Annotated in this window: 24 protein-coding genes; 9 read left to right on the top strand and 15 right to left on the bottom strand. The window is 72.9% G+C overall.

Annotated features, from left to right (window positions below; genetic code table 11):
- Positions 1-3: 3 nt before the first annotated feature.
- On the top strand, positions 4-726 hold the full coding sequence (locus tag ACWD5O_RS13690; protein WP_354962314.1) for an HD domain-containing protein: 723 nt from the start codon (positions 4-6) through the stop codon (positions 724-726).
- Between the two features lie 197 nt (positions 727-923).
- Here ACWD5O_RS13690 and ACWD5O_RS13685 read toward each other — a convergent pair whose 3' ends face one another.
- From ACWD5O_RS13685 to ACWD5O_RS13670, 4 genes are all read right to left on the bottom strand, one after another.
- Positions 924-1,727 carry an AfsR/SARP family transcriptional regulator gene (locus tag ACWD5O_RS13685; RefSeq protein WP_450085457.1) on the bottom strand — a complete coding sequence of 268 codons (804 nt, stop codon included), beginning with the start codon at positions 1,725-1,727 and terminating at the stop codon, positions 924-926.
- Between the two features lie 483 nt (positions 1,728-2,210).
- Complete coding sequence (locus ACWD5O_RS13680) at positions 2,211-3,203, bottom strand: hypothetical protein (RefSeq protein ID WP_450004927.1); 993 nt, start codon at positions 3,201-3,203, stop codon at positions 2,211-2,213.
- Positions 3,204-3,422: 219 nt separating this feature from the next.
- Positions 3,423-3,788: a barstar family protein gene (locus ACWD5O_RS13675; RefSeq protein ID WP_354962318.1), complete on the bottom strand. Its 366-nt coding sequence runs from the start codon at positions 3,786-3,788 to the stop codon at positions 3,423-3,425.
- A 71-nt stretch (positions 3,789-3,859) separates the two neighbouring features.
- Positions 3,860-4,309: a ribonuclease domain-containing protein gene (locus tag ACWD5O_RS13670; protein ID WP_450085456.1), complete on the bottom strand. Its 450-nt coding sequence runs from the start codon at positions 4,307-4,309 to the stop codon at positions 3,860-3,862.
- Positions 4,310-4,552: 243 nt separating this feature from the next.
- Between ACWD5O_RS13670 and ACWD5O_RS13665 the strand changes: the two genes are divergently transcribed.
- Positions 4,553-5,380: a hypothetical protein gene (locus ACWD5O_RS13665; protein WP_450085455.1), complete on the top strand. Its 828-nt coding sequence runs from the start codon at positions 4,553-4,555 to the stop codon at positions 5,378-5,380.
- Between the two features lie 122 nt (positions 5,381-5,502).
- On the opposite strand, the gene ACWD5O_RS13660 is transcribed toward ACWD5O_RS13665, so the two are convergent.
- The 6 genes from ACWD5O_RS13660 to ACWD5O_RS13635 form a co-directional block, all read right to left on the bottom strand.
- The gene (locus tag ACWD5O_RS13660; RefSeq protein ID WP_354962321.1) at positions 5,503-6,069 is read right to left on the bottom strand and encodes a hypothetical protein; all 567 of its coding nucleotides are present in this window, start codon (positions 6,067-6,069) and stop codon (positions 5,503-5,505) included.
- Positions 6,070-6,134: 65 nt separating this feature from the next.
- Positions 6,135-6,422 (bottom strand): transcriptional regulator, encoded by a 288-nt coding sequence (locus ACWD5O_RS13655; RefSeq protein ID WP_354962322.1) that lies wholly within the window; start codon positions 6,420-6,422, stop codon positions 6,135-6,137.
- Positions 6,419-6,895, bottom strand: a complete 477-nt coding sequence (locus tag ACWD5O_RS13650; protein WP_354962323.1) for a hypothetical protein — start codon at positions 6,893-6,895, stop codon at positions 6,419-6,421. The genes ACWD5O_RS13655 and ACWD5O_RS13650 overlap by 4 nt, the downstream gene beginning before the upstream one ends.
- Positions 6,896-6,962: 67 nt before the next feature.
- Positions 6,963-7,910 carry an endonuclease domain-containing protein gene (locus ACWD5O_RS13645; RefSeq protein ID WP_450004929.1) on the bottom strand — a complete coding sequence of 316 codons (948 nt, stop codon included), beginning with the start codon at positions 7,908-7,910 and terminating at the stop codon, positions 6,963-6,965.
- Positions 7,911-8,098: 188 nt separating this feature from the next.
- Positions 8,099-9,724 carry an ABC transporter permease gene (locus ACWD5O_RS13640; RefSeq protein WP_450085454.1) on the bottom strand — a complete coding sequence of 542 codons (1,626 nt, stop codon included), beginning with the start codon at positions 9,722-9,724 and terminating at the stop codon, positions 8,099-8,101.
- Complete coding sequence (locus ACWD5O_RS13635) at positions 9,721-10,653, bottom strand: ABC transporter ATP-binding protein (protein ID WP_354962326.1); 933 nt, start codon at positions 10,651-10,653, stop codon at positions 9,721-9,723. Before ACWD5O_RS13635 ends, ACWD5O_RS13640 begins: the two co-directional genes overlap by 4 nt.
- Positions 10,654-10,764: 111 nt before the next feature.
- Between ACWD5O_RS13635 and ACWD5O_RS13630 the strand changes: the two genes are divergently transcribed.
- The gene (locus tag ACWD5O_RS13630) at positions 10,765-11,547 is read left to right on the top strand and encodes a TetR family transcriptional regulator (RefSeq protein ID WP_354962327.1); all 783 of its coding nucleotides are present in this window, start codon (positions 10,765-10,767) and stop codon (positions 11,545-11,547) included.
- Positions 11,548-11,585: 38 nt separating this feature from the next.
- Here ACWD5O_RS13630 and ACWD5O_RS13625 read toward each other — a convergent pair whose 3' ends face one another.
- On the bottom strand, positions 11,586-13,379 hold the full coding sequence (locus ACWD5O_RS13625; protein WP_450085453.1) for an ABC transporter ATP-binding protein: 1,794 nt from the start codon (positions 13,377-13,379) through the stop codon (positions 11,586-11,588).
- 82 nt (positions 13,380-13,461) lie between these two features.
- Here ACWD5O_RS13625 and ACWD5O_RS13620 point away from each other — a divergent pair, with 82 nt between their 5' ends.
- Together ACWD5O_RS13620 and ACWD5O_RS13615 are read left to right on the top strand one after the other, a co-directional pair.
- The gene (locus tag ACWD5O_RS13620; RefSeq protein WP_450085452.1) at positions 13,462-13,890 is read left to right on the top strand and encodes a MarR family winged helix-turn-helix transcriptional regulator; all 429 of its coding nucleotides are present in this window, start codon (positions 13,462-13,464) and stop codon (positions 13,888-13,890) included.
- Between the two features lie 199 nt (positions 13,891-14,089).
- Entirely contained in the window at positions 14,090-15,874 is a 1,785-nt protein-coding gene (locus ACWD5O_RS13615) for an N-acetylglutaminylglutamine amidotransferase (RefSeq protein ID WP_354962330.1), read from the top strand.
- 22 nt (positions 15,875-15,896) lie between these two features.
- On the opposite strand, the gene ACWD5O_RS13610 is transcribed toward ACWD5O_RS13615, so the two are convergent.
- Complete coding sequence (locus ACWD5O_RS13610; protein WP_450085451.1) at positions 15,897-17,105, bottom strand: RNA polymerase sigma factor; 1,209 nt, start codon at positions 17,103-17,105, stop codon at positions 15,897-15,899.
- Between the two features lie 2 nt (positions 17,106-17,107).
- Positions 17,108-17,464 carry a YciI family protein gene (locus ACWD5O_RS13605; protein WP_450085450.1) on the bottom strand — a complete coding sequence of 119 codons (357 nt, stop codon included), beginning with the start codon at positions 17,462-17,464 and terminating at the stop codon, positions 17,108-17,110.
- Positions 17,465-17,735: 271 nt separating this feature from the next.
- Between ACWD5O_RS13605 and fxsA the strand changes: the two genes are divergently transcribed.
- Genes fxsA through ACWD5O_RS13590 form a run of 3 tightly spaced genes read left to right on the top strand, consistent with a single transcriptional unit; the run spans position 17,736 to position 20,935 of the window.
- A complete protein-coding gene (gene fxsA / locus ACWD5O_RS13600; RefSeq protein ID WP_354962583.1) occupies positions 17,736-17,942 on the top strand; it encodes an FxSxx-COOH cyclophane-containing RiPP peptide in 207 nt (68 codons plus the stop codon).
- Between the two features lie 2 nt (positions 17,943-17,944).
- Complete coding sequence (locus ACWD5O_RS13595) at positions 17,945-19,285, top strand: FxsB family cyclophane-forming radical SAM/SPASM peptide maturase (protein ID WP_450085449.1); 1,341 nt, start codon at positions 17,945-17,947, stop codon at positions 19,283-19,285.
- A 3-nt stretch (positions 19,286-19,288) separates the two neighbouring features.
- The gene (locus tag ACWD5O_RS13590) at positions 19,289-20,935 is read left to right on the top strand and encodes an aKG-HExxH-type peptide beta-hydroxylase (protein ID WP_450085448.1); all 1,647 of its coding nucleotides are present in this window, start codon (positions 19,289-19,291) and stop codon (positions 20,933-20,935) included.
- A gap of 24 nt (positions 20,936-20,959) precedes the next feature.
- On the opposite strand, the gene ACWD5O_RS13585 is transcribed toward ACWD5O_RS13590, so the two are convergent.
- Positions 20,960-21,892, bottom strand: coding sequence for an SMP-30/gluconolactonase/LRE family protein (locus ACWD5O_RS13585; protein ID WP_450085447.1), 933 nt, complete (start codon positions 21,890-21,892; stop codon positions 20,960-20,962).
- Between the two features lie 110 nt (positions 21,893-22,002).
- On the opposite strand from ACWD5O_RS13585, the gene ACWD5O_RS13580 reads away from it, so the two are divergent.
- Positions 22,003-22,488 carry an Lrp/AsnC family transcriptional regulator gene (locus ACWD5O_RS13580; RefSeq protein WP_354962335.1) on the top strand — a complete coding sequence of 162 codons (486 nt, stop codon included), beginning with the start codon at positions 22,003-22,005 and terminating at the stop codon, positions 22,486-22,488.
- On the opposite strand, the gene fxsT is transcribed toward ACWD5O_RS13580, so the two are convergent.
- Positions 22,485-26,396, bottom strand: a complete 3,912-nt coding sequence (fxsT, locus tag ACWD5O_RS13575) for an FxSxx-COOH system tetratricopeptide repeat protein (RefSeq protein WP_450085446.1) — start codon at positions 26,394-26,396, stop codon at positions 22,485-22,487. The genes ACWD5O_RS13580 and fxsT overlap by 4 nt on opposite strands.
- Between the last annotated feature and the right edge of the window lie 4 nt (positions 26,397-26,400).

Genomic DNA, 26,400 nt, shown 5'->3' with positions numbered 1-26,400 from the left:
CGCATGGACTTCCCGCCGCACCTGGGCAGCATGCCGATGCACGCGATCACCGAGATCCACGGCGAACCGGGCCTGCTGGAACGCTTCCGGTTGGAGATCCACCAGTTCGACGACGCCGCCCGGGCCCGGCTGACCGCCGCGCTCGACCTGGCCGCCGACCTGCACCGCGACGACCGGCGGGTTCGCGAGCCGTACCTCAACCACCTGCTGCGGGTGGCCATCCGGTTGATGCACCACTACCAGGTGCGCGACGTCGACGTGATCGTCGCCGGGTTGCTGCACGACGCCGTCGAGGACCACCCGGCCGAGTTGGCCGACGGGGGCGGCGACCCGCGCGCGGGAGCGCTGGCCACGCTAGCCACCCGGTTCGGGCCGCGGGTGGCGACGCTGGTCGCCGCCGTCACCAACCCGGTGTACGACCCGCAGCGCGACCGCAACACGCAGTACCGCGAGCACCTGAGGGTCAGCCTGGACCGGGAGCCCTGGGCGCGGGTGATCAAGGTGTCGGACTTCACCGACAACGGGGTGGGCGTGATCCACACCGTCGGGCCGAAGGTCGTCTCCTCGGCGATCAAGTACCGGCCACTGGTGCCGCTCTTCCGCGACCTGATCGGCCGGCCCGACACGCCGCTCTCACAAGCGGTGAAGCGACACATCTTCAGTCAGCTCGACCTGGCCGAGGAGCGGTTCAGCGCGATCCTGGACCAGCCCGTCCACCCGAACTGACCGGCCGGCATCGCCTTCATCGGCCCGGTCGGGGCTCGCGGTGCACCACCTCGCGGCCGGCGGATCAGCGTCGAATCCGGGGCGGGGTGCGCCCGATGGCGATATACCTCTGAGTCATAGATATACCCGTGAGGTATATCGGTCTGCCGCGAGTCCCCGCCTCGTCCGTCTGCGGACCGCGTGGTCCGGGTGATCGACTACCGTGCGACCCGCCCGGCTGGCTCCACTGATGCGCCCTCATCCGAGTGCAGACCGCTCCGCACCAGGTGCGCCAGCCAGGGTGTCGGGGCGACGCCGAGCTCCCGGCCCAGGTCCGCACGGAACAGCTCGAATCGGCGTACCGCCTCGTTGATGTTCCGCTCGGCCAGGTGTACGGCGATCAGCGTCCGGGTGGCGCTCTCCCGCAGCGGCTCCAACTGCACGGCGGTCAACGCCACCTGCACGGCCTCGCTGAACCGGCCCTGCGCGGTGAGCCGCTCGGCGAGCGCCTCCAGCGCGTGCAGCTGCGTCTGGCGCAGCCGTTCCCGCTCGGTCAGGACCCAGTCGTCGTACCAACCCGGCAGCAGCTCGCCGGTCGCCAACGCCGGCACTCCGTCGCCGGCGCTCACCGGCGACCCGCCGGCCAGCAGCGCGGCCGCCGCCGCACCCAGGGCGGCCACGTCGCTGGTCACCCCGGCGGCCAGGGACAGCCGGTCGTCCTCCTCCAGCAGCGGCTCGGGGGTGACCCGGTGCAGTCGCCACAGCATGGTGCGCAGGTTGGCCCGGGCCCGCTCCTCGTGCGAGCCGGGCCAGAGCGTGCCGGCGGCCTCCGCGCGGGCGCACCGCGGGCGTACCCCTAGGTAGGCCAGCAGCCGACGGGCGCCCTGCGACACCGCCACCGGCCGACCCTCGCGTTCCAACCCGAACCCGCCGAGCAGGCGCAACGCGTACCGGGGAGGCGGCCCCGCGTCGGCCTCGGGTGCGCCGGCGCGGAGGTCGTGTGTTACCTCGTGAACAACCATGCCTGCGCCCTTTCGCACCCGATCGTACCGTGGCAGTTCCACGCTCGGGTGTGGACGGTCGACGCGCCAGCGCTGTGTCGTCACACCGACCCGGCGAGCGGCGTGGAGCAACCGTTCGCCGGAGTCGGTACCGGCCGTTCAGCGCAGCTTGCTCAGCGTCTGGGCGTAGCCGGTCCACTCCGCGGCGTCTCCGACGTCGGCGCGCACCTGGGCCTCCTTCATGATGGCGAGGACCTGCTCGGTCGGCGCTTCGGCCAGCTTGCCGAGCGTGCTGATCCCGGCGCGGGCCAGCGCCGCCCGGGCGTCTTGCCCACCACGGCGATGACGCCCGGCGAGCGCTGGGCCAGCGGCGCCGGTGGCGGCACGATCCGGACCTCGATGAACGGGAATGCTGCTGTCGGTGCCACAGGTCCTCCCGGACGGAGTTGCTGCTGCGGTCGGTAGGCGGCTCCCGGCCGCTGCGGCGTCCTGCGGCCGGGAGTCTCAGGTGTTCACGGCGGCCAGTCCGATGCCACTGCGGGCGAGCCACTGGCCGGCCCGCGCGAACCGGGCGGCCCGCCGCTGCGCGTCGGTGCCGCTGTCGCCGCCGGGCCAGCCGTCGTCGTCGAACGTCTCGATGGGAACCACCCAGACGGCGACGACCCGGTGCCGCCGCCGGACGTCGTCCGGGGCGGGCACGTCCAGCCCCAACTCCTCGGCGCGCGCCCGCACCAGGCGGGTCTCGACGAGCAGGTCGGCCAGGGAGAAGCCCCGGTCGCGGACCAGTACGGCGGCGGCGAACGGCAGCGGGCGCGGGGTCGGTGGGGCGGCCGGCGGGGCCGCGTAGCGCAGCTTGACCGTGGCGCCGGCGGCCTGACCGCGCATCCGCGCCACCAGGTCACCGGCGTTGGCGGCGCCCACGCCGGCGAGCAGCCGGTCCAGGTGCACGTCGGTGAACGCTGCGGGCTGGTGCAGCCCGGCCCGCAGCCGGGTCACCAGCCGGGTCCGGCGCTCGGTCTCCAGCTGCGCCGGGTCGGCCGGCAGCGCGCCAAGGTCGGCGATGATCTGCGGGTCGACGTCGAAGGCGGGAACCGCGACGTCGAGGTCCTCGACCCGGTCCCGGGCGGCGCTGGTCCGCACCACGAGGCTGCCCCGCCAGAGCGCGTCGATGCGCAGCGCCGAGCCACCGAGACCGTGCAGGCTTACCCGCAGCTCGGTCCGGGTGGTGCCGCCGGAGCCCAGCCACTCCCCCTCGGCCAGGGTGACCGGGGCGGCGGCGAAACCGAGGGTCAGCTCGTCGAAGACCGCCGCGTACGGAGGCCCGACCGGCATCGCCTCGGTGTCGTACGCGGCCTCCACCAGGTGGGCCAGCGACGCGTCGTCGAAGACCGCGGCGCGGGTGCCCGGATCGGCCAACCGCACCAGCACCCCGTCGACGAAGTCCACCGCACCGGCCTCCCCGCTGCCCGCGCCGGTGCACAGTGCCCGGCTCGGCACGAGGATCGCGAAGGGCGCGTCACCCGACCGTCACCGCCACCGTCGCGCCCCGGAGCGACCCCGACTGTCGGGATGTACGCAGCCGCACAGCGGGGCGGCGTGACCGGGCCGCGGTGTTGCCGAGAAGCGTTATGACTCAGAGTCATTCTTATACCTCTGAGTCATAACGCTCGTTGGGCCATACGCACCCCGACCCGGCCGCCCTCCGTGAGGTGGTGGTCAGGAGAGCGAGGCTTCGTGCAGGACGACGCGTAGCGGATGCGGTGCGGTGGTGGCGACGTCGCCGAGAACGGCGAGCAGCAGGGCGTACTGGCCGGCCGGCTCGTCGGCGAGCAGCTGGCCGGCGTCGTTGATCAACAGGGTGAGCGGGCCGGCGTCCAGCCGGTCCCGGAGCACATCGGCGAGGGCGTCCCAGGTGCTGCCCAGGTGGGCCGGCAGGGCCAGCGCGTCGGTCAACGCGGCGAAGAACGCGGGCCGGGTCCGGCTCGCCCCACCGGCCAGCACCGACGCGCCGGGTACCTCCGGGGCGCCGCCCCGGCACACGGTCAGCCAATCGGGCGTCCGACCACCGTCCTGGTCGACCATCTCCCGTACCTCCTGATCTGGCCTGAGCTGACGGCGGGACCGGCCGCGGTGACCAGCCGGCCCCGGGTCGGTCAGAGCCGGTAGAAGTCGGTGTAGTGGTTGGGCGAGAACCAGGTGACCCCAGTGCTGCGGTTCACCACGATCCGGTACGCGTCCCGGGCGGCGCCCTGGGTCCGCGGGTACACGTCGTACTCGTAATAGGTGGCGTTGGTGGGCAGTTGACCCTCGTAGTTGTAGAACCGGCCGCCGGCGAAGTTGGATTTGCCGCCACTCCAGGAATACCAGGCGCGGCTGGTCGGGAAGCCCTTGGCGGACCATCCCGAACGGGCGGTACGGGCATCCGCGCAGCGGCTGATGGTGCAGGAGCTGTAGACCGCCGCCGAGGCGGAGTCGGTCAGTTGGGGGGCCACCACGGACGGGCCGACCAGAGCGGCCGCGACCATGGCGAGGAGCAGGGCGAGGGTGGTGGTACGCCGGCGGATCGCGCCGAGCGTGGCCAGCGGGGACACGAGGGTGGACACAGGCTGCCTCCAGACCATCCGATCCATCGATCCGCATCACTGTCGGATCGGAACCAGTCTCATCGTTGACAGTCCCCCGGCAACAGTCCTCGGCGCGCAAACTGCTCCACAATGTTCGGTGAACCCCCGGGCAATCCGTCTTTTCGCTGGCGCAGCGGTGCGGGCTCGTGGCGGCGTGGCGGCGGACATATCGGTCACGGGTTGTTAGCGTGAGATGGAGATCCGTGACGATGGAGGGGTGGCATGACGGACGCCCCCGACGGGACGCCGAAGCCCGCGGATCGGTGGCGACAATGGGGTACCCGCGGGCTGAGCGTCACCCGGGACGCGAGCGTCACCGGTTGGCGCTGGTGGACGCGGACCTGGGACCGACTGGTCGCCGCGCTCCAGGACGAGGCGCCCGTGGGGCCCGGCGCAGCAACGGCGCCATCCGGCCCGCTCGTCGAGCAGCGCCACGTGCCGCGGCTGATCGCGGTTCCAGCCCGCGGGTACGTGTACTCCTTCTACGTCCGCGCCACCTTCGCCTGGTCGTCGCCGAAGAGCCTGCGGGCCGAGGTGCTGAGCTGGTACGTGCGGTACTTCCAGCCGAACGCGATCCAGCGGCTGACCCGGCTCGCCGCCGACGCTGCCCGGGACCTGGCGCCGAACCGGGCAGGAGACCTCGAACTGGCATTGCAGCGGGCGCTCGCCGACGACCCTGTCTGGCGCTACCAGCGGGGCGACATCGTCATCACCTGCCAACCCGACGCATCCGTCCGGCTCGACGAGCGGATCATGCCGGCGCTCCAGCCGCACATCGACCGGCTGGTCAAACTCGAGTACCAGTTCGACGAGCAGCTTCGGCGGGCCCGATACGCCGAGGAGCTGAGCCGGCGCTGGGCGGAGATCCTGGCCCAACACGCCAACGTAACCGGCGACCAGGACTTCGCCGACGCCCGCGACCACATGCTCACCGCGCAGAAGGAGGCCGCACGCTGGATCAGCGAACTCCTTCACCACCGCTCCACACACCCCACCGACCCGATCCCCTCCCCCTTCATCCCACCCCAGCCGAACCGCCCCAGCCCCTGATCCGCCGCCCTTCCCGACCCTGACTGGCCCATCTCATCCCTCGGCCTTGCGTCCTCGGGGTGGCCTTGCCGGGCGCCATGACGCCGCCGCCTCGTCGACGGTGCAGCCAGTTGGCAGCCGTTTCAGGCGGCTCGGACGTCACGACCCGAGCTGCCAAGCAGTGCCTTCCGCAGTGCCGCTGACTGCTCCACCGATCCACCCCGGACGCCGAGACTCTGCCGGGCCGCCCGGTAGTAGCCGTCGCGGGCCTCGTTGACCCGGGTGAGCAGCTCGGAGATGTCCTGCGGCGCATCGACGATCCCCCTCGCGAGCCGTTCGACCTGCCAGACCGCGTCCCGCCAACCGGCGGCAGCGACGACCGTCGGCTCGTCGCCGAGCAGCAGCAGGTTCTCCCAGACGATCGTGCGTCGGGCGTCCGCCTCGGCCAGCCGAGCCAGGCCGTCCTCGCGGTCGATGGGGTGGCTGTGCGATCCCGGCCGGTGGTCGGCCGTCATCCGCAGCGCGATGGCGTGACTCTCCTTGATGGCGTGCGCGTAGTCAACGTACGCGTCCAGCCGCCGCTCGTCCCAGCGGACGCTCTGGCTCCGCCGCCACCGCGCCCGGTCGGCCAACGAGGTGGCGAGGATCGTGCCCAGGGTGCCGACCAGTACGCCGAGGAGCGCCGGAAGCTGCGTCAGAAGGGTGCCCACGCCGCCGAGGCTGCCAGCACGGAACAAGCCCCGCCAGCCCCTACCCGGTGTGCCGCACACGAACGCTATGCGTCGCCGATCAGTGCTCTCAGTGCCGCGCAGTGCTGTTCGTAGGCCTTCTGCCCGGCCTCGACTATCCGATAGGTGGTACTGCCCCCACGGCCACGACCGACCTTCGTCGAGGCGACATAACCAGCCGCCTCCAACGTTGACATCTGCTTGGACAGATCCGACTCAGTGATCTGCAGGTGGTCCTTCAGGAACCGGAACGAGACCGAAGGGGCGTTGGCCAGGACGGCCATGGCCGCTAGGCGCTTGGGCACGTGGATGATCGGGTCCAGTCCGTCGATCATCGCAGGCGTGCCCGCGTCCTGGCGGCAGCCGCGGCATACCGCCGCTCGTAGACGGCCAGGCCTACCGTCACGAGGACGAATGCCGCCCCGGCGGCAGCCGGGACGCCGACCAGCCACCAGACGAGCCCGACGACGAGAGTGACCACGGGTAGGGCAGCAACGTATTCGCGCCACACTGCGGCGATCTCGGTGGGCGGCGTTCCCTTGCCCGGCATCGGGAGCGCGCCGTGCCGACGCCGCATCCAGACGACGAACAGGGCCTCGACGGCGATCAGGACGGCGAGCGACGCCACGAACAGGACAGCATTCTCACGCCACCAGACGAACGTGCCGATCATGGCGGCGGCCCAGGCGCCAACGGAGGGCGCGTACCACCAGGGGGTGGGCGGATAGTTCACGTAGGGCGCGGCGGCACCGCGCTCGGCCGCTGTGAGCTGCTCCTCCACACCAATACTTTCCATGGCGGAAAGCATAGGCGAACACTTTCCACTTGTGCAAGTTATGGGTCCAACGCGCTGGCCGGCGCGGATGCCCGAGTCATCAGCCCCGGAAGATGCGGGTCGCGAGGATGGCCAAGGTTTCGCGGCGTACCGCGGCGGCCTCGCGCACCAGGCGACGGTGGGCGAAGCGGACCACCAGGATCCCGGTGGTCGCCAGCAAGGCGTCCCGGCGCAGGTCGATCTCCCGCTGGTGGGGGTCGCCGTGGGTGGCGGCCCCGTCGAGTTCGATGTTGACCCGCTCCCGCTCGGCGAACATGTCGAGGTAGATGGTGCGTCGCCCGAGGCGCATGGGCACCTGTCGGCGGAACGCCGGCATGCCCGGGCCGGTGAAGACGTGCTCGTGCCCCCAGATCTCCAGCGGGCTGCGGCAGCCGTCGGCGAGCCTGGTCAGCAGCCTTCGCAGCGCTGCCCGATCGACCAGCTTCGGCGCACCATCCAGGGCCTCGGCCAACCGCTCGGGCGTGGTCAACCAATTGTTGACCGCCTGGATCACCGGTGCCCGCCGCTCGCTGTGCGGCAACGCCGGCCATGAGTCGATGAGGGCCTGCTCGAGCCGGGTGACCGTCAGTCCGCGTCGGATCACCACGTGCGGCGGGCTGATGACGAAATCCCGGCGCCGATGCACGACCAGTCCGGGTCGGGTGCGCAGGCTGGCGCTCGCCGGTGTGCTCAGGTGCACCAGGTCACCGACAGCCTGCGGGCACAGTCCCCACGCGCCCAGCGCGCTGAGATGACTGAGTGCGCCGCGGCCGTCAGCCCAGGCGAGAGCCGCACGCTGCCCCAGGGCAGGGTCGAGCCGACTCAGGGCAGGACCATCGGAGCGACCATCGACCAGGTGCACCGCCACGAAGACCTCGGGCAACACCCGCACCAGGTCACCGTTACGGCACGCCTGATCCAGCGTCCACTGTGGCACCACCTGCGTGGCCGCTCCACGCGTCACCAGCCCGGCGCCCAACTCCACCAGTTCCCGAAGCACCGAGTTCACGCCACGAACCGTGCAGCCCCACGCCAACCTCCCGCAACCAGTCACCCCTGCCCCTGTGCACACCCACCAACCTGTGGACGACGCCCCTCGCCGCTCGATTTCTGCTAGCCGCACCGATCGGTGGCAGCTCAGCGGGGAAGGCGTCGGCGTGTCGAGTTGCTCAGCTGCCAACGATCACGAAGAGCAGGTCAACTCGGGACGTCGCGGTGGCGGAAGGCGGCGACGCCGACGGCGAGCAGCGCCGCCGCCACCGCGGCGAGCACCACGAGAGGCAGCACCGCCGGGTCGACCGCGGGCACGGACGGCACATGGGTGTACGGCGAGACGTTGAGCGCGACCTGCGGCAGCTCCAGCACCGCGCCGAGCTGCCCCAGGAGTAGGAAGACCAGCAACGCCGTCCAGGAGAGCACCACCGACCGGCGGGGCAGCAGGCCGAAGAGCGCGGTCACCACCCCGGCCACCACGAGCAGGGCCGGCAGCCGCAGCAGCGCGGCACCACCCAGCGCGATGGCCTCGCCGAGCGGGTCGCCGGTGACCAGGCCGTAGCCGAGCCCGGTGGTCAGGCCGGCGAGCAGCAGCAGGGCGAGCGCGCCGAGCGCCGCGGCGAGGACCTGGGTGCCGAGCCATCGGGTACGGCTGACCGCCGTGGCGAGGGCGGCCTCCAGCACCCCGTCGGCTTCGTCGCCGCGTACCCGGAGCAGGGCCTGCACCACGTACGCCCCGATGGTCAGGGCGAAGAGCCCGAGCATCGCGGCCAGGTACGCGTCGACCAGGTCGGCTCCCCCGCCCATCGCGTTGATCGCCTCGGCGGCGGCCGGATTCTGCTCGATCATGGCGTTGAACTCGTCGGCGGCGACGCCCATCGAGACGCCGAGCACGGCGATGCCGACCGCCCAGCCGAGCAGGGTGCCGCGCTGCATCCGCCAGGCCAGCCCGGCCGGGCTGAGCAGCCACGCCGCACCGTTCGCGGGCTTGCGCCGGGGGGCGACCAGCCCGGCGCCCTGGTCCCGCTGCTCCGCGAGGGCGTACGCCAGCGCCACCCCGGCGAGCAGCAGCGCGACGGGCAGGGCGAGCACCCACCAGCGTTCCCCGCCGAAGGCCCGCACCTGGTTGCCCCAGCCGAGCGGGGAGAGCCAGGACGGCCAGGCGCTCTCCACCCGGGTGCCGTCGGCGCTGGTGTCGCCGAGCACGTCGCCGGCGGCGCGCAGCACGAAGGAGAGCCCGACGACGGCGGCGGCGAGCGCGTTGGCGCCCCGGGAGCTGACCGAGACCTGCGCGGTGACCGCGGCGACGCCGGTGAAGGCCACCCCGACGCCGCCGACCGCGCCGGCCGCCGCGACGGAACCGGCCAGCGGCAGACCTGCGCCGGTGAGGGCGACGGCGAGCAGCGCCGCGGCCGCCACGTTCGCCGCGACCACGACCAGCAGCGCGGCGGTGAGCGGCGCGTACCGGCCGACCACCGAGGCGCCGAGCAGCTCGGCGCGCCCGGTCTCCTCGTTCTGCCGGGTGTGCCGGATCACCGCGAAGGTGCTCAGCAGCGCGATGATCAGGGCCAGCGTCACGTACGTCTCGGCGACCACCACCGCACCGACGTCGGTGCCGGCGATGGGGCCGTTGAAGGCCCGGGCGACCAGGCTGGACGCGGATGTGGCGGCGTAGCCCTGACGGGCCGCCTCGTCGGGGTAGATGCCGGCGACGCTGCCGGCGAGGGCATAGCCGAGCAGGGGCGTGCCGAGCACCCAGATCGCGAGGCGGATCCGGTCGCGGCGCAGCACGAGCCGGGCCAGCCGGCGGGTGCCGGTGAGGGCGGTCACCGGACACCGGCCTGCTGGACTTGCGCCGACTCGGGGTCGGCGGTGGCGCGGCCGTCGCCGTAGTGGCGCAGGAACAGCTGCTCCAGGGTGGGCGGGGTGCTCGTGAGGGCGCGGACGCCGAAGTGGATGAGCTGCCCGAGCAGCTGGTCGAGGTGCGCCGGCTCGACCTCCAGGTGGGTACGCCCGTCGACCTCGCGTACGTCGTGCACGCCGGGCAGCGCGTCCAGGCCGGTCACCGGGCGGGCCGTCTCGACGATCACCGCCGTGCGGGTGAGGTGGCGCAGCTCGGCCAGGCTGCCGGACTCGACGGTGCGACCCTCGCGGATGATGCTGACCCGGTCGCAGAGCGCCTCGACCTCGGCGAGCACGTGGCTGGAGAGCAGCACGGTGGCGCCGGCCTGCTTGATCCGCCGCACCTCGTCCTGGAACACCGCCTCCATGAGGGGGTCGAGGCCGGAGGTCGGCTCGTCGAGCACGTACAGCTCCACGTCGGAGGAGAACGCGGCGACGATGGCGACCTTCTGCCGGTTGCCCTTGGAGTACGTGCGGCACCCGCGGGTCGGGTCCAGATCGAAGCGTTGCAGCAGCTCGTCGCGGCGACGACGGTCGAGGCCGCCGCGCAGCTCGCCGAGCAGGTCGATCGCCTCCCCGCCGGAGAGGTTCGGCCAGAGGCTGACGTCGCCCGGCACGTACGCCAACCGGCGGTGCAGGCGCACCGCGTCGCGCCAGGGGTCGGCGCCGAGCACCCGCGCCTCGCCGGAGTCGCGGCGGAGCAGCCCGAGCAGGATCCGGATGGTGGTGGACTTCCCGGATCCGTTGGGCCCGAGGAAGCCGTGCACCTCCCCCGCCTCGACCCGCAGGTCGAGCCCGTCGAGTGCCCGGATGCCGCCGAACGTCTTGACCAGGTTGTCGATCGAGATGACGGGCATCGCCCCTCCAACTATTGGATGCGTCGACCGTCCCCACTGTACTGACCGTCGGTCAGCACAATCAACGGTGACGTCAGCCACCGGGTCAGGACGCCGGTTAGGCTGGCCGGCATGACCGCCGATCCCGCGGACGACACCCGCAGCCGGATCCTGCGCGCCGCGCTCGACCTCTTCGCCGAACACGGCTACCAGCGCACCTCGCTGCGGCAGATCGGCGAACGGCTGCGGTTGACCAAAGCCGCGATCCTGTACCACTTCCCGGCCAAGGAGCACCTGCTTGCGGCACTGGTCGAGCCGCTGCTGGCCGACCTGGAGGCGCTGCTCGACGCGGCCCAGGCGCAGCCCACGGAGCAGGCCCGGTGGACGGTGCTGGAGGGCTGGGTGGACACCATGCTCGCCCACCGCCGGCCGCTCGGCATGCTCTTCCACGACATCGCGCTGGTCGGGCGGAACGACACGTACCACCGGTTGATGGGGATCGCGATGCGGGCCAACGACCTCATCGCCGGACCGGACGCCGGGCGCCGGGAGCGGGTCCGGGCGGTGCAGGCGGTCGCCACGTGCAGCGACCCGATCGTCTTCTTCACCGACGTGCCCGACGAGGTGCTGCGCGCCGACATGCTCGACGGCGTACGCCGCCTGCTGGCGGGGCCGGCGGCGGCCGCTGCGGTCCCGGCGGGCGCGGCCTCAGGGTCCGGGCGCTCGCCGGATGCGACCCTTGGCACCGACGCGGGTGACCGTCGGCGGAGACCGGGCCGGCCGCGGGCGATGGGCCGGGAGCAGGTCGAGGTGGCCCGGCGGATGCACGCGGCGGGCACCCACTCGGTGGACGCCATCGCCGCCGCCCTGGGCGTCTCGCGGGCCACCGTCTACCGCCACCTGGACGCCGAATAACGAGACGGTTTTAGCGACGGTTTCGAGACGGTTGTGAGTCAGGCGGCCAGGGTGGCGTAGCGGCCGTTGCGGTGCAGCAGGCTGTCGTGGGTGCCAGCCTCGACGATCCGCCCGTGGTCCAGCACCGCGATCTGGTCGGCGTCGCGCACTGTGGAGAGCCGGTGCGCGATGGTGATCGTGGTGCGCCCCTCGGCGAGCACGTCGAACGCCCGCTGCACGGCCCGTTCGGTTTCGGTGTCCAGCGCGCTGGTGGCCTCGTCGAGGACCAGGATGCGCGGGTCCCGCAGCAGCGTGCGGGCGATGGCCAGCCGCTGCTTCTCACCGCCGGAGAACCGGTGGCCGCGCGAGCCGACCACCGTGTCGTACCCGTCGGGAAGGCCGGCGATCAGGTCGTGGATCTGGGCGGCGCGGGCGGCGTCCTCGATGTCGGCGTCGGTGGCGTCCGGCCGGGCGTAACGCAGGTTCTCCCGGACGGTGGTGTGCAGCAGGTACGTCTCCTGGCTGACCACGCCGACGATGGCGGCCAGGTCGGCCAGGCGCAGGTCATGCAGGTCGACCCCGTCGACGGTGACCCGGCCGGCGGTCGGGTCGTGCAGCCGGCTGACCAGCCCGGCGAGGGTGCTCTTGCCGGAGCCGGTCTCGCCCACGAGGGCGAGGCTGGTGCCGGCGGGCACGTCCAGGGTGACCCCGGCGAGGGCGGCGGTGTCGCTACCCGGGTAGCCGAAGGTGACGTCCTCCAGGCGCAGGTGGCCGCGGACCCGGGCGGGGTCGAGTCGGACCGGCTCGGCCGGGTCGGCCACGTCGATCGGCAGGTCGAGGTATTCGAAGATGCGGGCGAACAGCGCCAGCGAGGCGGTCAGCGACACGCCCACGTTGAGCAGGCCCATCAGCGGCCGGAACAGGCCGCCCTGCAATGCGGTGAAGGCGACCAGGGTGCCGATGCTCAGCGTGCCGGCGGTGCCGGGCAGGCCGGCGGCGAGGTAGATGACCGCCGGTACGGCGGCGAAGATGATGCTCATCGAGGCCATCCGCCAGCGACCGGCCAGTTCGCTGCGCAGTTCCAGGTCGACCAGGCGGGCCGACGAGGCGGTGAACCGGTCGATCAGCGCGGGCCCGGTGCCGAGGGTCTTGGCCAGTTGGACGCCGCTGATCGACAGCCCCTCCTCCACGGTGACGTTGAGGTCGGCGAGCTCCCGCTGGCGCTGGGCGGTGATCTCCCGGCGCATGCGGGCGACCCGGCGGGTCAGCCAGATCGCCGGTGGCAGCACCACGAGGGAGACCAGGGAGAGCTGCCAGGAGAGCGCGACCATGGCGACGGCGGTGGCGATCACGGTGGTGAGGTTGGCCGCGACGGCGGTGGCGGTCGAGGTGACCACCGACTGCATGCCGCCGATGTCGTTGGTGATGCGGGACTGCACCTCGCCGGTGCGGGTCCGGGTGAAGAAGCCCAGCGACTGCCGCTGGAGGTGGCTGAAGACGTCGGTGCGCAGTCGGTGCATGATCTGCTGCCCGACTCGGGTGGAGATCCAGGTCTGGATGACGCCGAGGGCGGCGGTCACCGCGGCGACCGCGACCATGCCGAGGACCAGCCAGACCAGCAGGGTCACGTCGCCCTGCGGCAGGGCCCGGTCGATGACGGCACGCAGCAGGAACGGGGTGGCCATCGCGATGATCGAGGAGGCCACGATGATCGCGGTCACGGCGGCCAGCGCGGGCCGGTGGGCGGTGAAGAGCCGGCCGATGCGGCGCAGTGACACCTGGCGGGCCTGCGCCTTCTCGTCGGCGCTGACGGTGCGGTGGCCGCGGTCGCGGCCGGTGGGGGTGGATTCCAAGGGGCACTGCCTCTCGTCGGGAATATTGCTGAGGTTACCTCATCATGAGGTAGCAACCGCATCCCCTGCTACCGTATTCCCCGTGACGGAGCGCACGGCGGACGGCGACGACGAGAGCCTGGCGGAGACGTTCTGGGCGGTGGCCGGGCGACTGCGTCGGCAGGCGCGGGAGTCGTTGGCGCCATGGGACGTCACCCCCAGCCAGTCCCGGGCGCTCGGGGTGCTGGCGCGGCACGGTGAGCTCCGCCCGGGCGCCATCGCCGAGCACCTGCGCATCGCGCCCCGCTCCGCCACCGAGGTCATCGACGACCTCCAGACCCGGGGGCTCGTCGAACGCCGGCCCGACCCGGCCGACCGGCGGGCGACCCTGGTCGCGCTCACCGGGGAGGGCAACCGGGTCAGCGCCGCCATCCGGGCCGCCCGCCAGGCCGAGGCCGACCGCTTCTTCGGCCACCTGGACGACGCCGATCGCGACCAGCTCGCCCGCATCCTGCGCACCCTGCTCGGCTGAGCTGCAAGGAAGGGCACCTTGTTAACGCCTGGTGTAGAGGAAGGGGCCCTTCCTAACAATGAAGCCGTGTTTGCCCACCCCGCGCCCGGGTAGCCAGCGCGGCCCGTCCGGTAGGCGGGACCGGCCACGACACGGTCGGGCGAGGTGACAGGAGGATGTCCGTGCCGCTGGTGTCCCATCTGACTCACCACCCCGCCTGATGTGCGGGATCAGCGGCGAGGCTCGGTTCGACGGCAGGCCGCCCGATGCGGCGGCGGTCACCCGGATGACCGAGGCGATGCGGTCACGCGGCCCGGACGGCGAGGGCCTGTTCACCGACGGCTGGGTGACGCTGGGGCACCGCCGGCTGACCATCATCGACCTGTCCGACGCGGGCGGCCAGCCGATGGTGCGCGAGGACCTGGGCCTGGCGCTGGTCTTCAACGGCTGCATCTACAACTATCCCGAGCTGCGCGAGGAATTGACCCACGCCGGGTACGCCTTCCACTCCACCAGCGACACCGAGGTGATCCTGGTGGCGTACGCGCACTGGGGTGACCGCTTCGTCGACCACCTGGTCGGCATGTTCGCGATCGGGCTGGTCGACCGGGCCCGGCGGCGGCTGGTGCTGGCCCGTGACCGGCTCGGCATCAAACCGCTCTACCTCGCCGAGACCCCCGGGCGGCTGCGGTTCGCCTCCACCCTGCCGGCGTTGCTGCGTGCCGGCGACGTGGACACCAGCGTCGACCCGGTGGCGCTGCACCACTACCTGTCCTGGCACTCCATCGTGCCCGCGCCACGGACCGTGCTGCGCGGCGTACGCAAGCTGCCGCCGGCCACCATGCGGGTGATCGAGGCGGACGGGCGCAACCGGGAGGAGGTGTACTGGCGGCCGGACTACGTGCGGGAGCCGGCCGACGCCGGCATGGACGCCGCCGACTGGCGGGCCGCCGTGGGGGACGCGCTGCGCACGGCGGTACGCCGGCGGTTGGTCGCCGACGTGCCGGTCGGGGTGCTGCTCTCCGGTGGGCTGGACTCCAGCCTCATCGTGGCGCTGCTCGCCGAGGCCGGCCAGCGGCACCTGCGCACGTTCAGCATCGGTTTCGACAGCCGCGGCGGCGAGTCCGGCGACGAGTTCCACTACTCCGACCTGGTGGCCCGCGCGTACGACACCGACCACGACCGGATCCGGCTGTCCAACGACGACCTGGTGCCCGCCGTGCGGCGCGCCGTTCAGGCGATGGCCGAGCCGATGGGCAGCCACGACGTCGTCGCCTTCCACCTGCTCTCCGAGCAGGTGGCCCAGCACGTGAAGGTGGCCCAGTCCGGGCAGGGCGCCGACGAGGTGTTCGCCGGCTACGGCTACCACCAGCCACTGACCGAGGCGCCCCGGCACGGCGCCGCCGAGACGTTCGCCACCGCGTTCTTCGACCGCGACCACGACGAGCTGCGCCGGATCGTCGGCCCGGCGTACGCGCTGGACCACGACGCCAGCCGCGACCTGCTGACCGAGCACCTCGCCGCCCCCGGTGCGCAGACCGCGCTGGACGCGGTGCTGCGCCTGGACACCCACCTGATGCTGCCGGACGACCCGGTCAAGCGGGTGGACAACATGAGCATGGCGTGGGGCCTGGAGGTGCGCACCCCCTTCCTCGACCAGGACCTGGTCACCCTGGCCGCGCACTGCCCGCCGGAGCACAAGGTGGCCCAGGGCGGCAAGGGCGTGCTCAAGGAGGTCGCCCGGGAGGTGGTGCCGGCCGAGGTCATCGACCGGCCGAAGGGCTACTTCCCGGTGCCGGCGCTGCGCAACGTGGACGGGCCGGTTCGGGAGCTGGTGGCCGAGGCGTTGCAGGCGCCGGCCGCGCGGGAGCGGGGCCTGTTCCGCCCGGAGTACGTGGCACGGCTGCTCGCCGAGCCGGACCGGGCCGAGGCTGCGGCCGGCAGCAACAAGCTGTGGCAGCTCGGGCTGCTGGAACTCTGGATCCAGACGCACGGCATCCGCTGAGCTGTCAGCCGGCGCGGTGTGGTCAGTCGGTCGACAGAGCCGCCGCCCGCCCGCTGAGGAATGCCTGTTCGGCCGCGTTGTCGGTCAGCGCGGCTGCCCTCCGGTACGCCACGGCGGCCTCCCCGCCCCGGCCGAGCCGAGCCAGCAGGTCGGCGCGGACCGCGTGCCGTACGTGGTAGCCGTCCAGGTCGAGCCGGTCCACCTCGGCCAACGCCACCGCCGGTCCGGCCACCTCGGCGAGCGCGACCGCCCGGTTCAGCGCCACCACCGGGCCGGGGGCCACCGCCAGCAGGTGGTCGTACAGCTGGAGGATCTGCCCCCAGTCGGTGTCGGTGGCGCGCGGCGCGGCGCTGTGCACGGCGGCGATCGCGGCCTGGATCTGGTACGGCCCCGGCTGGTCGCGGCGCAGACAGCGGCGGACCAGCGACTGTCCCTCGGCGACCAGCGCGGCGTCCCACCGGGCCCGGTCCTGCCGGGGCAGCGGAACGAGGTCGCCGTCGGTGGTGGTCCGCGCGTCCCGACGGGACTCGGTGAGCAGCATCAGGGCGAGCAGGCCGAGCGCCTCCGGCTCGTCCGGCATCAGCTCGACCAGCAGTCGGGCCAGCCGGACCGCCTCGGCGCACAGCTCCGTGCGGACCAGTCGCCGTCCGGTGCTGGCCGTGTACCCCTCGTTGAAGATCAGGTAGAGAACCGCGAGCACGGCGTGCAGCCGGTCGGGCAGGTCGGCGTCGCGCGGAACGCGGTACGGGATCCGCGCGTCGCGGATCTTCGACTTGGCCCGGACCAGCCGCTGCGCCATCGTCGGCTCGGGCACCAGGAAGGCGCGGGCGATCTCGGCGGTGCTCAGACCGCCGAGCAGGCGGAGAGTGAGCGCGACCCGGGCGGCCGGGGCCAACGCCGGATGGCAGCAGGTGAAGATCAGACGTAGCCGGTCGTCGCTCACCGGTGTCTCCTCGACGGGTGGGTGGGCGGCGTACAGCAGGGCCGCCTGGGCGTGCCGGTCGGCCCGGGACGCTTCCCGGCGCAGCCGGTCGATGGCCCGGTTCCGGGCGGTGGTGATGATCCAGCCGGCCGGGCTGGGTGGCGGGCCGGTCTGCGGCCACCGTCGCAGCGCGATGGTGAAGGCGTCCTGGACGGCCTCCTCGGCGAGGTCGATGTCGCCGAGGAGGCGGACCAGGACGGCGACCGCGCGGCCGTACTCCGCGCGGAACACCGACTCCACGTTCTCCACGGTCAGTCGCCGGCTCCACCCTGGAACGGGCGGACCTCGACCGGCAGGGTGGTGGCCAGCGCGTAGCGGCGGCCCCAGTCCAGGGCGGCGTCCAGGTCCGGAACGTCGATGATGGTGATGCCGCCCAGGTACTCCTTGCCCTCGACGAACGGCCCGTCGGTGACGAGCACCTCGCCGTCGCGGGGGCGCAGCACGGTGGCGGAGTCCGGGCTGTGCAGGCCCTGCCCGAAGACCCATGACCCGGTGGCGGTCAGCTCGTCACGCAACTCGCCGAGCTGGCGCATCACCCCGGCCAGGAACTCCGGCTCCGGCGGCAGCTCACCCTGCGGCTGGTGGATGCTGAGCAGGTAGAGAGTCATCGTTCCTCCTCGCGGGGCGGCCGGCCCGTCGCCGACCTCTCATCCTCCACACGAACGGCCGCCGGCCGGATCGACAGACCGCCCGGAAGAAATCCGAACGCCGGCCGCGTCGGCCGAGGTCGCGGGGCGATCGGACGGCGGCGGCGGTACGCCAGGTGACGGCAGGGTGGCCAGCGTGTGCGGGCTGTGGTGTCGCGCCATCCCGGGCCGGGCGCGATGGTGTAGAAAGGCGGAGTGAGCGCAGCGGTGACGCAGGTGCCGGTCGTTGACCGTGGGGCGGTCCACGGTGGCTGAGCACGCCCAACCGCCCACGCCCGTCACCGCCGGCGCCGCCCTGGTGCGGCTCGGCGACGTGCCGTTGGCGGATCTGCTGGCCGGCGCCGGTGACGGTGTGCTGGCCCACGTGCTGGCCACGCTGGTCACCGAGGGTGACCCGGCCCGGCCCGGCGACGTGTCCGCGTTCGAGTCGAGCTTCTGACCGTGTCGGCCGACGCCTCGCCGTCGGCCGACCGACGCCGCCCTGCCGCGGAGGTGGCACCGGCGGCCGGACCGCCCACTGCCCCGACCGCGCCCCGGGTACGCCAACTGGTGCTGAAGGTGCACTCGCGCTGCAACCTGGCCTGCGACTACTGCTACGTCTACCGGCACGCCGACCAGGGCTGGCGGGACCGGCCCCGGGTGATCGCGCCGGCCACCGTGGCCCGGGTGGCCCACCGGCTGGCCGCCCACGTCGCCCGGCACCGCACCGACCGGGTCCGCGTGGTCCTGCACGGCGGGGAGCCGCTGCTGGCCGGCGTCGCCGTGCTCGACCGGACGGTGCGTACGCTGCGCGCCGCGATGCCCGCCGGCACCACCCTCGACGTCGCGATGCAGACCAACGGGCTGCTGCTGGACGAGACGGTGCTCGCCTTCTGTCACACGCACGGCGTTGACGTCGGGGTGAGCGTGGACGGCGGCCGGACGGCCAACGACCGGCACCGCCGGCACGCCGACGGGCGGGGCAGCTTCACCGAGGTGGCCGCCGCGCTGCGCCTGCTGGCCCGACCCGAGCACCGGGCCCGGTACGCCGGCCTGCTCTGCACCGTCGACCTCGCCAACGATCCGGTCAGCGTCTACCGGAGCCTGCTGGAGTTCGACCCGCCCCTGCTGGACCTGTTGCTGCCGCACGGCAACTGGAGCACTCCCCCGCCCGGCCGCCACCCCGACGACCCCGCCACCCCGTACGCGGACTGGCTGATCGCCGTCTTCGACACCTGGTACCGGGAGACGCCCCGGCGCACCGGGATCCGGCTGTTCGAGTCACTCATCGCGGTGCTGCTCGGCGGGCGCAGCGGCACCCAGGCGCTGGGCGTTGCCGAGCCGGACATCATGACGATCGAGACCGACGGCACCATCGAGGGCACCGACACCCTCAAGACGACCACCACGTCGGCGATGCGTACCGGGTTGGACGTCTTCCGGCACAGCTTCGACGAGGCGCTGCGCCACCCGTCGCTGGCCGGGCGGCCGACCGGGTTGGCGGCTCTCGCGGCGGCCTGCCGGGCCTGCCCGGTCGTCGGCGCGTGCGGCGGTGGCCTGTACGCGCACCGCTTCCGCGACGGCGCCGGCTTCGCCCACCCGTCGGTCTACTGCCCCGACCTGTTCCGGTTGATCCGGCACGTGCGGTCGGTGGTCGCCGCCGACCTGGACGCGCTGCGCCGCCGCGCCGCCGCCCAGCCCGGCCCGGCCGAGGCGGCACCGCGCGACACGGTCCAGACACCGGTCGCGGGCCGCGCGGCGGAGGCGGTGGGCGCCGGGGCGATCGTGCCCGCGGGGCGGTGAGCCGTGTCGGGGCCGCTGTCCGGGACGCAGTTCGCCGGGCTGGCCGGCGGGCACGGTGACCCCACCGCCCTCGACGTGCTGCGCGGCGGGCAGTTGGGCCGACGCAAGCTGCTGACGGTCGCCGCCGCCCGCGCGTACGGCGACGACCCGCTGGCCCGGCGCGGCCTGGAGCTGCTCACCCGGGCCGAGCGGGCCGACCCGGCGGCGGTCGCCGAGGTGCTGGCGCACCCGCCGCTCACCGGCTGGGCGCGCGCGGCCATCGACCGGCCCGCCGACGCCGGCTACCTGGCCGCGCTCGCCGCTGCCGCGGCGACCCGGGCGGGTCTCGCCTTCGAGCTGACGCTGCCCTGCCCGGACGGCACGCTGCTACTGCCCACCCTCGGCGGCGCGGTGGATCTCACCCCCGGCCCGACGGTGGTGAGCGCCCGGCACGGCACCGTGCGGATCGTCCCGCGGGACGGGCCGGCGCGCTGGCTGCCGGCGCGGCGGATCGCCCCGGCCGCCGGCGTCGAGGTCACCATCGACGACCAGGACCCGTGGCGGCGCCGCTACCACCACCCGCCCGCGCCCCGACTCGCCGACGACGCCGCCGCCGACCTGAGCCGGCTGACCGGGCAGGCGTGGCGGTGGCTGCGCGTCAACCTGCCGGCCCACGCCGACGGGCTGGCCGGGTTGCTGCGCTCGCTGGTGCCGCTGCGGCCCCCGCCGTCCGGGCACGCGGTGAGCGCGACCAGTCGGGACGCGCTGGGCGCCATCGCGCTGTCCGTGCCGGCCGACCCGAAGACCCTCGCCCTGCTGCTGGTGCACGAGCTGCAACACACCAAACTCGGTGCGCTGCTGGACCTGGTGCGGCTGCACGGCCCCGGCGGGCCGGCCCGCTACCGGGCGCCGTGGCGGCTCGACCCCCGCCCGGTCGGCGCCCTGCTCCAGGGCGCGTACGCGCACCTGGGGGTGGCCGAGGTGTGGCGCTGCCGGCGGGCGGAGGGCGTGACCGCCGCGTTCGAGTTCGCGTACTGGCGGGAGCAGACCGCCCGCGCGATCCGGCAGCTCACCGACGCGGTGGAGCTGACCGACGCCGGGCGGAGCTTCGTGGCCGGCATGGCGGGCACCCTGCGCGGCTGGCGCGAGCCGGTCGACGAACGGGTCGAGTCGGCGGTGCGCGACATCGCCGACGGCGGCGCGGTGCGCTGGGGCCTGGCCAACCTGACCCCCCACCCGGATGAGGTCGACCGCGCGGTGCGGGCCTGGCGGCGCGAGCAGCCACGCCCGGACGACGGGCCGCCGCCGACGGTCGCGCCACGCCCGGCCGCCCCGGCGCTCGCCGTGGAGACCGGACCGGAGGCTGCGGTACGTGGGCGACTGCTGACCGGCGACACTGGTCTGTCCATGCTGGACCCGCCTGACCGGGCTTACGCGGAAGGCGATCCGGTGCGGGCACTGGATGGGTACCGACGACGACTGAGCGACGATCCCGGGGACACCGACGCCTGGGTGGGACTGGCGCTCGCCGCCCGGCGAACCGGGCATCCGGCCGCGGCCGTTGTCCTGGCGACCCGCCCGGACCTGGTTCGCGCGGTCCACCGGGCGGTGCCCGACGCCGACCTGCTGGCGTTGGCGACGTGGTGCCTCGACGCCCCAACTTCTCCATGACCCGCGCCGTGCGCAGGTCGTCGCTCATCTCGCCTCGCCTCCGGTGGCCGCCGGGTAGCGGGCGCCGTTGAAGGTGACTCGCAGCGCGTACACGGAAGCGCCGGCGGTGATGAACAGGTGGTTGCGTTTCGGCCCGCCGAAGGTGAGGTTGGCGACCGATTCGGGCAGCAGAAGCTTGCCAATGAGGGTGCCGTCGGGGTCGAAGCAGTGCAGGCCGTCCCAGGACGCGGCCCACACGCGCCCGGCGTCGTCGACGCGGAGGCCGTCGAAGCGGCCGAAATCGCATTCGGCGAAGACCCTCCCGCCGGTCAGGTAGCCGTCGGCGGTGACGTCGAAAACGCGGATGCGGCTCGGTTCCTGCCGGGTGTCGACGATGTAGACCTGCTGCTCGTCGCCGGAGAAGGCCAGGCCGTTGGGGCGGCAGAAATCGTCGGCGACGATCCGCAGGTCGCCGGTGGCCGGGTCGAGGCGGAACACGTGGCACGCGCCGCCGAACTCGTTCTCGCCCTTGTTGCCCTCGTAGTCGGAGTGGATGCCGTAGCTCGGATCGGTGAACCAGATCGTGCCGTCGGCGCGTACCACGACGTCGTTGGGGCTGTTGAGCCGCCGACCCTCGTAACGGTCGGCGAGCACGGTGATCGTGCCGTCATGTTCGGTGCGGGTGACTCGCCGGTTGCCCTGTTCGCACGTGACCAGCCGGCCCTGGCGGTCCACGGTGTTGCCGTTGGCGTAGCCCGAAGCGTGGCGGTAGACGCCGACCGCGCCGGTGGTCTCGTCCCAGCGCAGCAGTCGATCGTTGGGGATGTCGCTCCACACCAGGTACCGGCCGGCTGGGAAGTACGCCGGGCCCTCGGTCTTGCGTGCGCCCGTGTGCAGCCGTTCGACGACGAAGTCGCCGTCCAGGTAGCGGAAACGCTCGTCGAGCAGGTGAAACTCCGCCGGAACAGTCTCGACCATCGCCATGCCTCCCAGATTTCGCCGATCACGTTCGGGCCAAGCCTACTCGGACCGAACCTGGTATGGTCAACAGGCTGGTTTGCGGGATTATGTTTTGAAGGAGCGGCTGCGTGGTAGACGACATCGACCGTGCGTTGTTGGCGCGCCTGCAGGACGACGCCACCCAGTCCTACGCGGCGCTGGGGAAGGCGGTGGGTCTGTCGGCGGGCTCGGCGCACGACCGGGTGCGCAAGCTCCGCGAACGCGGCGTGATCCGCCGCACCACCATCGACGTCGATCCGGCCGCCGTGGACCGCGGCGTGTCGGCCTTCGTGATGGTCGACGGCAACACGTGGATGGGCGACACCTGTGCCGCCCTCGCGGCCATGCCCGGCATCCAGGAAGCTCATGTCATCGCCGGCGCGGCCTCGCTGCTGGTGAAGATCCGCACCGCGACAACCGAAGACCTTCAGGCGGTGCTGCGCGGCATCTTCGACATCGACGGAGTCACCGGCACCCAGACCATCGTCGTGCTCGAGACGTTCTTCGAGCGTCCGGTGAGCGTGCTCGACCAGGCCACCCCGCCGTCCCCGCCGGGTGTGCGGACAACCCCCTAGAGCAGGGCCGGTTCGATGTAGGCGTTCGCGCGCTCCCGCTGGCGGGCCTGCACCACCCGCGGGTTGTCCCCACCGAAGAGCTGCACCAGCTGCCCGAACGCCTCGTCGTAGAGGGCGCGCCCGGCGTCCGCCTCGCTCTCCGTGGCGAGCCGGCTCAACGCCAGGTTGACCGACGCGGAGAGGGTGTCCGGGTGCTCGGCGCCCAGCGCCCGGGTCAACTCCACGTACGCCGTGGTGTCCAGCAGCAGCGCGGTGTCCCGGTCGCCGAGGGCGAACAGGTCGTTGGCGAGGTTGAGGGTGGCCAACAGGGTGTGCGGGTGCCGCTCGCCGAGGGTGGCCAGCAACTGGTCGCGGACCCGCTGGGCGAGGTCCCGGGCCTGGACGTGGTCGCCCTGCTTGCGCAGCAGCACGCCGAGGTTGTTCAGGCAGGCCAGGGTGATGGCGTGTGTCTCGCCGAGCACCTCGTTGTAGCCGTCCCGCAGCCGCCGGGCCACCCGGAGCGCGGTCTGGTTGTCGCCGACCGCCGACCAGGTGGTGGCCAGCGCCATCTCGGCGGACAACGTGTCGGCGTGCTCGCCACCGAGGATGCGCTGGTAGCGGACCACGGTCCGTTCGATCAGCCGGTGCGCGTCGGCGAAGCGGCCGAGCTGGCGCAGGGTGAGCGCCAGCTCCTTGGCCGTCCGGAGGGTCTCCGGGTGGTCCGCGCCGATCACCTTCTGCTGGACGGTGTAGGTGCGTTGCAGCACGCTGTGCGAGCGCCACAGCTCGCCGGTGTCCCGTAGCCCCCGCCCATAGTTGCTGGCCGAGGCCAGGGTGGACGGGTCCTCCTCGCCGAAGCGGGCCCGCCGCCGCTCATGGATGTGCTGGTCCAGCAGGGCGGCACCGCGAAAGTCGCCGACCAGCCGCAGCGACACGGCGAGGTTGTTCTCCGCGGTGAGGGTCCGGCCGCTGTCGTCGCCGAAGGTGCGCACGCTCAGCTCCAGGGTGCGCCGGTCCTGCGCCTCGGCATCGTGGTAGCGGCCCTGGGCACGCAGGTCGGCGCCCAGGCTGCGGGCGGTCATCAGGGTGTAGAGGTGCTCCTCGCCGAAGATTCGCCGCTGCCGGTCGTACACGTCCCGGTCGATCTCGTACGCCTGGTCGAAATGGCTCTGCGCGCGCAGCACGTTGGCCAGGTGGAAGCGCATCCGCAGCTTGGTCGGGTCGTCATCGTCGGTGTCGCGCCAACCGGCCAGCGACTCCTGCGCCAACGTTCGGCTGGTGTCGTAGTCGCCGCGCCGGTAGAGGTAGCGCACGATGTCCACGACCAGTTGCCGCGCCTCGTCCATGGTGGACAGGTGCAGCCCGCTGGGGCGCACGTGCGGCCACAGCTCGGCGTACCGGGGCCAGTTGACCGGCTTGTCCGGGTCCCGTGGGCTGGCCGCCGCGAGCAGCGACTGGGCCTGCCGGCGGGCCTCCTCCGCGTCGTCGAGCTGATCCTGGATGACCAGTTGGACCAGCCGGTGGATGCGGACGGAGTTGTTCTCCGCGTCCACCTGGGCCAGCCCGTAGCGACCCAGCTCGGCGGTGACCAGGCCCTGCAGGATCGGGTCGGTCAACGTCGGGTCGAACGGGGCCATGAAGCTCGCGAAGCGCTCGCCGGTGAGCATGGCGACCGGGATGGGCTCCGGCGCGTAGAACGAGCAGAGTTCCAACAGCCGGGCGGCCGCCGGCTTCTCGGAGCGGAGCTGGGCCAGGGTGACCAGCCAGGTGGCGGCGAGCGTCTTGGAGTAGCCGGCGGACTGCCGGCCGTCGAGGATCCGCAGCAGCCCTGGCGTGTCCAGCGAGGCGAGGTACCGGTCGACCTGCATCGCGGTGGCCCGCAGGTACGCCGCACCCTGCTCGACCGCGAGCGGCAGGTCCCCGAGTTTCTCGGCCACCTGCGTCGCCTCGCCGTCAGTGAGCCCGCGGACCCGGTCACGCAACAGCTGGACGCTCTCGGCGCGGTCGAAGACGCTCAACTCGGTCGCGGTGGCGTACTCGCTCCAGCTCTGGTCGCGGGTGGTGAGCAGCACGTGGCCCGGGCCCTGCGGCAGAAGCGCCCTGGTGCCCCGGGTGGGTTCGTTGGCGTTGTCCATGATGATCAGCCAGCGCCGGTCCGGGCCGCCCCGGCGCAGCGCGTCGAGCACCCGGCGGACCGCGTCGGCGCCGCCGCCGCTGCCCAGCCCCATCGCCTGGCCGAGGTCGGCGAGGCCGCCACGGATGCGGTCCTCGCTGTCCGCCGGGATCCACCAGACCAGGTCGTAGTCGCGGCCGAAGCGCAGCGCGTACTCGGCGGCGAGCTGGGTCTTGCCGACTCCGCCCAGGCCGTGCACCACCTGTGTCGTCGAGTCCGGTGCGGCGGTGAGCCGGTCGCGCAGCGCCTCCAGCTGGGCGGCCCTGCCGACGAACGGGGTGCCGTGCTGGCGGACGTTGGACACCGCCGGGAACGGGCCGGGGAACCGGCCGACCGCGCGCCCGCCGACCGCGACCGCCGAGGCGCCGGCCGCCTCCAGCAGCCGGGTCCGGGCGGTGGACGGATCGACGTCGGTGAGGTCCACGGGGCTGCGGTCGCTGTATGGCACGGGCAGCCGCGACTCGTCCACCCGCAGCGGCACCAGCAGGCCACCGCCGCCGAGCTGGTCCCGGCCGGAGGCGGTCTTCCACACCTCGGCGGCGAGCGAGGTGCCCGCGTAGTGCCGGGTGAGCACGGCCAGCACCCGGCTGGCGCCGCCGACGGCCCGGTCGAACTCGGCCCGCCCTCCGGCACGCAGCGGGACGTCCACCGCCCGGCGGTCCACCCGCAGCCCGGCCTCCTCCAACTGGTCGGTGATCCACTCGGCCCAGAGCCGGTCGGCGGACGCGTAGCTGACCAGCACGGCCTGCTCGGCGGTGAGCCGGCTGCGCTCGAACTCGGTCAGCGAGCGGCGCCGGTCCTCCTCGGGCATCGGATGCAACGTGGTGACCCGGCCCCCGGTGACCACCGAGGCGAGCTGCTCGTACGCGGCGAGCAGGGTGCCCACCTGCTCGGGCCGGTCGCCGAAGGCGGCGAGGATCTCCTCGTAGGCGTAGAAGGCGCGGTACGGCACCTCGATGGTGTTCCAGTAGCGGGCCGCCGCCGAGTCGGAGAGGTGGTCGAGGAAGGGTGCGAACTCGGCCCGGACCAGGTCGCGGCCGGTCTCCAGCTTGCGCAGTTCGGCGTCCTCCACCCGCATCGGCACCGGCAGCAGCAGCGGCGGGTCGTCCGGGCGCTGGCCGCGGATGGAGCGGGCCACCGCCGCCGCGCCGCGGATGCTCTGGGTGGACATGGTGAAGCAGTTGACCACCAGGTCGGGCAGTTGCACGGTGCAGATGCCGGCCACGTCGCTGAGGCCGGTGCGGCTGTCGATCAGCACCACGTCGTACTCGGCGCGCATCTGCGCGCGGACCGCGTCGATGAACGACGCGCCGCCCTGCCGCTCGTAGAAGTTGGCCCAGTCGAACGTGCTCACCAGCCGGGAGTACGCCGAGTCCTGCTGCCCGGCGGCCACGAAGTCGATGACGCCGCCGTGGCTGAAGTCCCAGTTCAGGGAGACCGCCCGTCGCTGGATCTTGCCGTGCCCGGTGAGCAGCTCCTGGGAGTCCTCGTCCCGGTTGCGTTGCATGGTGGCGATCGAGTAATCCCAGATCATCTCGATCACGCCCGGGGTGGCCCGCAGCTCCTTGTCCCGCAGGAACGGGTGGAAGTAGCGGTGCAGGCCCGGGGATTCCAGATCCCAGTCGACCACCAGCACCTGCAGGCCCTGACTGGCGAGGATCCAGGCCACGTTGGCGAGCGCCATCGTCCGGCCGGTGCCGCCCTTGTACGAATAGAAGGTCACGATCTGGCCGCGTGCCGTCTCGTTCACCGCCATGGCC

The organism is Micromonospora sp. NPDC005161, from assembly GCF_053599855.1.
The sequence above is the reverse complement of the archived record's forward strand: the minus strand, read 5'-3'. Positions and strand labels throughout refer to the sequence as shown.

Excerpts from the sequence above, each read along its gene's own strand:
- ACWD5O_RS13605 (WP_450085450.1), bottom strand. The coding sequence starts at position 17,464 with ATGACTCTCTACCTGCTCAGCATCCACCAGCCGCAGGGTGAGCTGCCG.
- ACWD5O_RS13675 (WP_354962318.1), bottom strand. The coding sequence starts at position 3,788 with ATGGTCGACCAGGACGGTGGTCGGACGCCCGATTGGCTGACCGTGTGC.
- ACWD5O_RS13635 (WP_354962326.1), bottom strand. The coding sequence starts at position 10,653 with ATGCCCGTCATCTCGATCGACAACCTGGTCAAGACGTTCGGCGGCATC.
- ACWD5O_RS13665 (WP_450085455.1), top strand. The coding sequence starts at position 4,553 with ATGACGGACGCCCCCGACGGGACGCCGAAGCCCGCGGATCGGTGGCGA.
- fxsT (WP_450085446.1), bottom strand. The coding sequence starts at position 26,396 with ATGGCGGTGAACGAGACGGCACGCGGCCAGATCGTGACCTTCTATTCG.
- ACWD5O_RS13615 (WP_354962330.1), top strand. The coding sequence starts at position 14,090 with ATGTGCGGGATCAGCGGCGAGGCTCGGTTCGACGGCAGGCCGCCCGAT.
- ACWD5O_RS13685 (WP_450085457.1), bottom strand. The coding sequence starts at position 1,727 with ATGGTTGTTCACGAGGTAACACACGACCTCCGCGCCGGCGCACCCGAG.
- ACWD5O_RS13655 (WP_354962322.1), bottom strand. The coding sequence starts at position 6,422 with ATGATCGACGGACTGGACCCGATCATCCACGTGCCCAAGCGCCTAGCG.
- ACWD5O_RS13630 (WP_354962327.1), top strand. The coding sequence starts at position 10,765 with ATGACCGCCGATCCCGCGGACGACACCCGCAGCCGGATCCTGCGCGCC.
- ACWD5O_RS13650 (WP_354962323.1), bottom strand. The coding sequence starts at position 6,895 with ATGCTTTCCGCCATGGAAAGTATTGGTGTGGAGGAGCAGCTCACAGCG.
- ACWD5O_RS13690 (WP_354962314.1), top strand. The coding sequence starts at position 4 with ATGGACTTCCCGCCGCACCTGGGCAGCATGCCGATGCACGCGATCACC.
- ACWD5O_RS13585 (WP_450085447.1), bottom strand. The coding sequence starts at position 21,892 with ATGGTCGAGACTGTTCCGGCGGAGTTTCACCTGCTCGACGAGCGTTTC.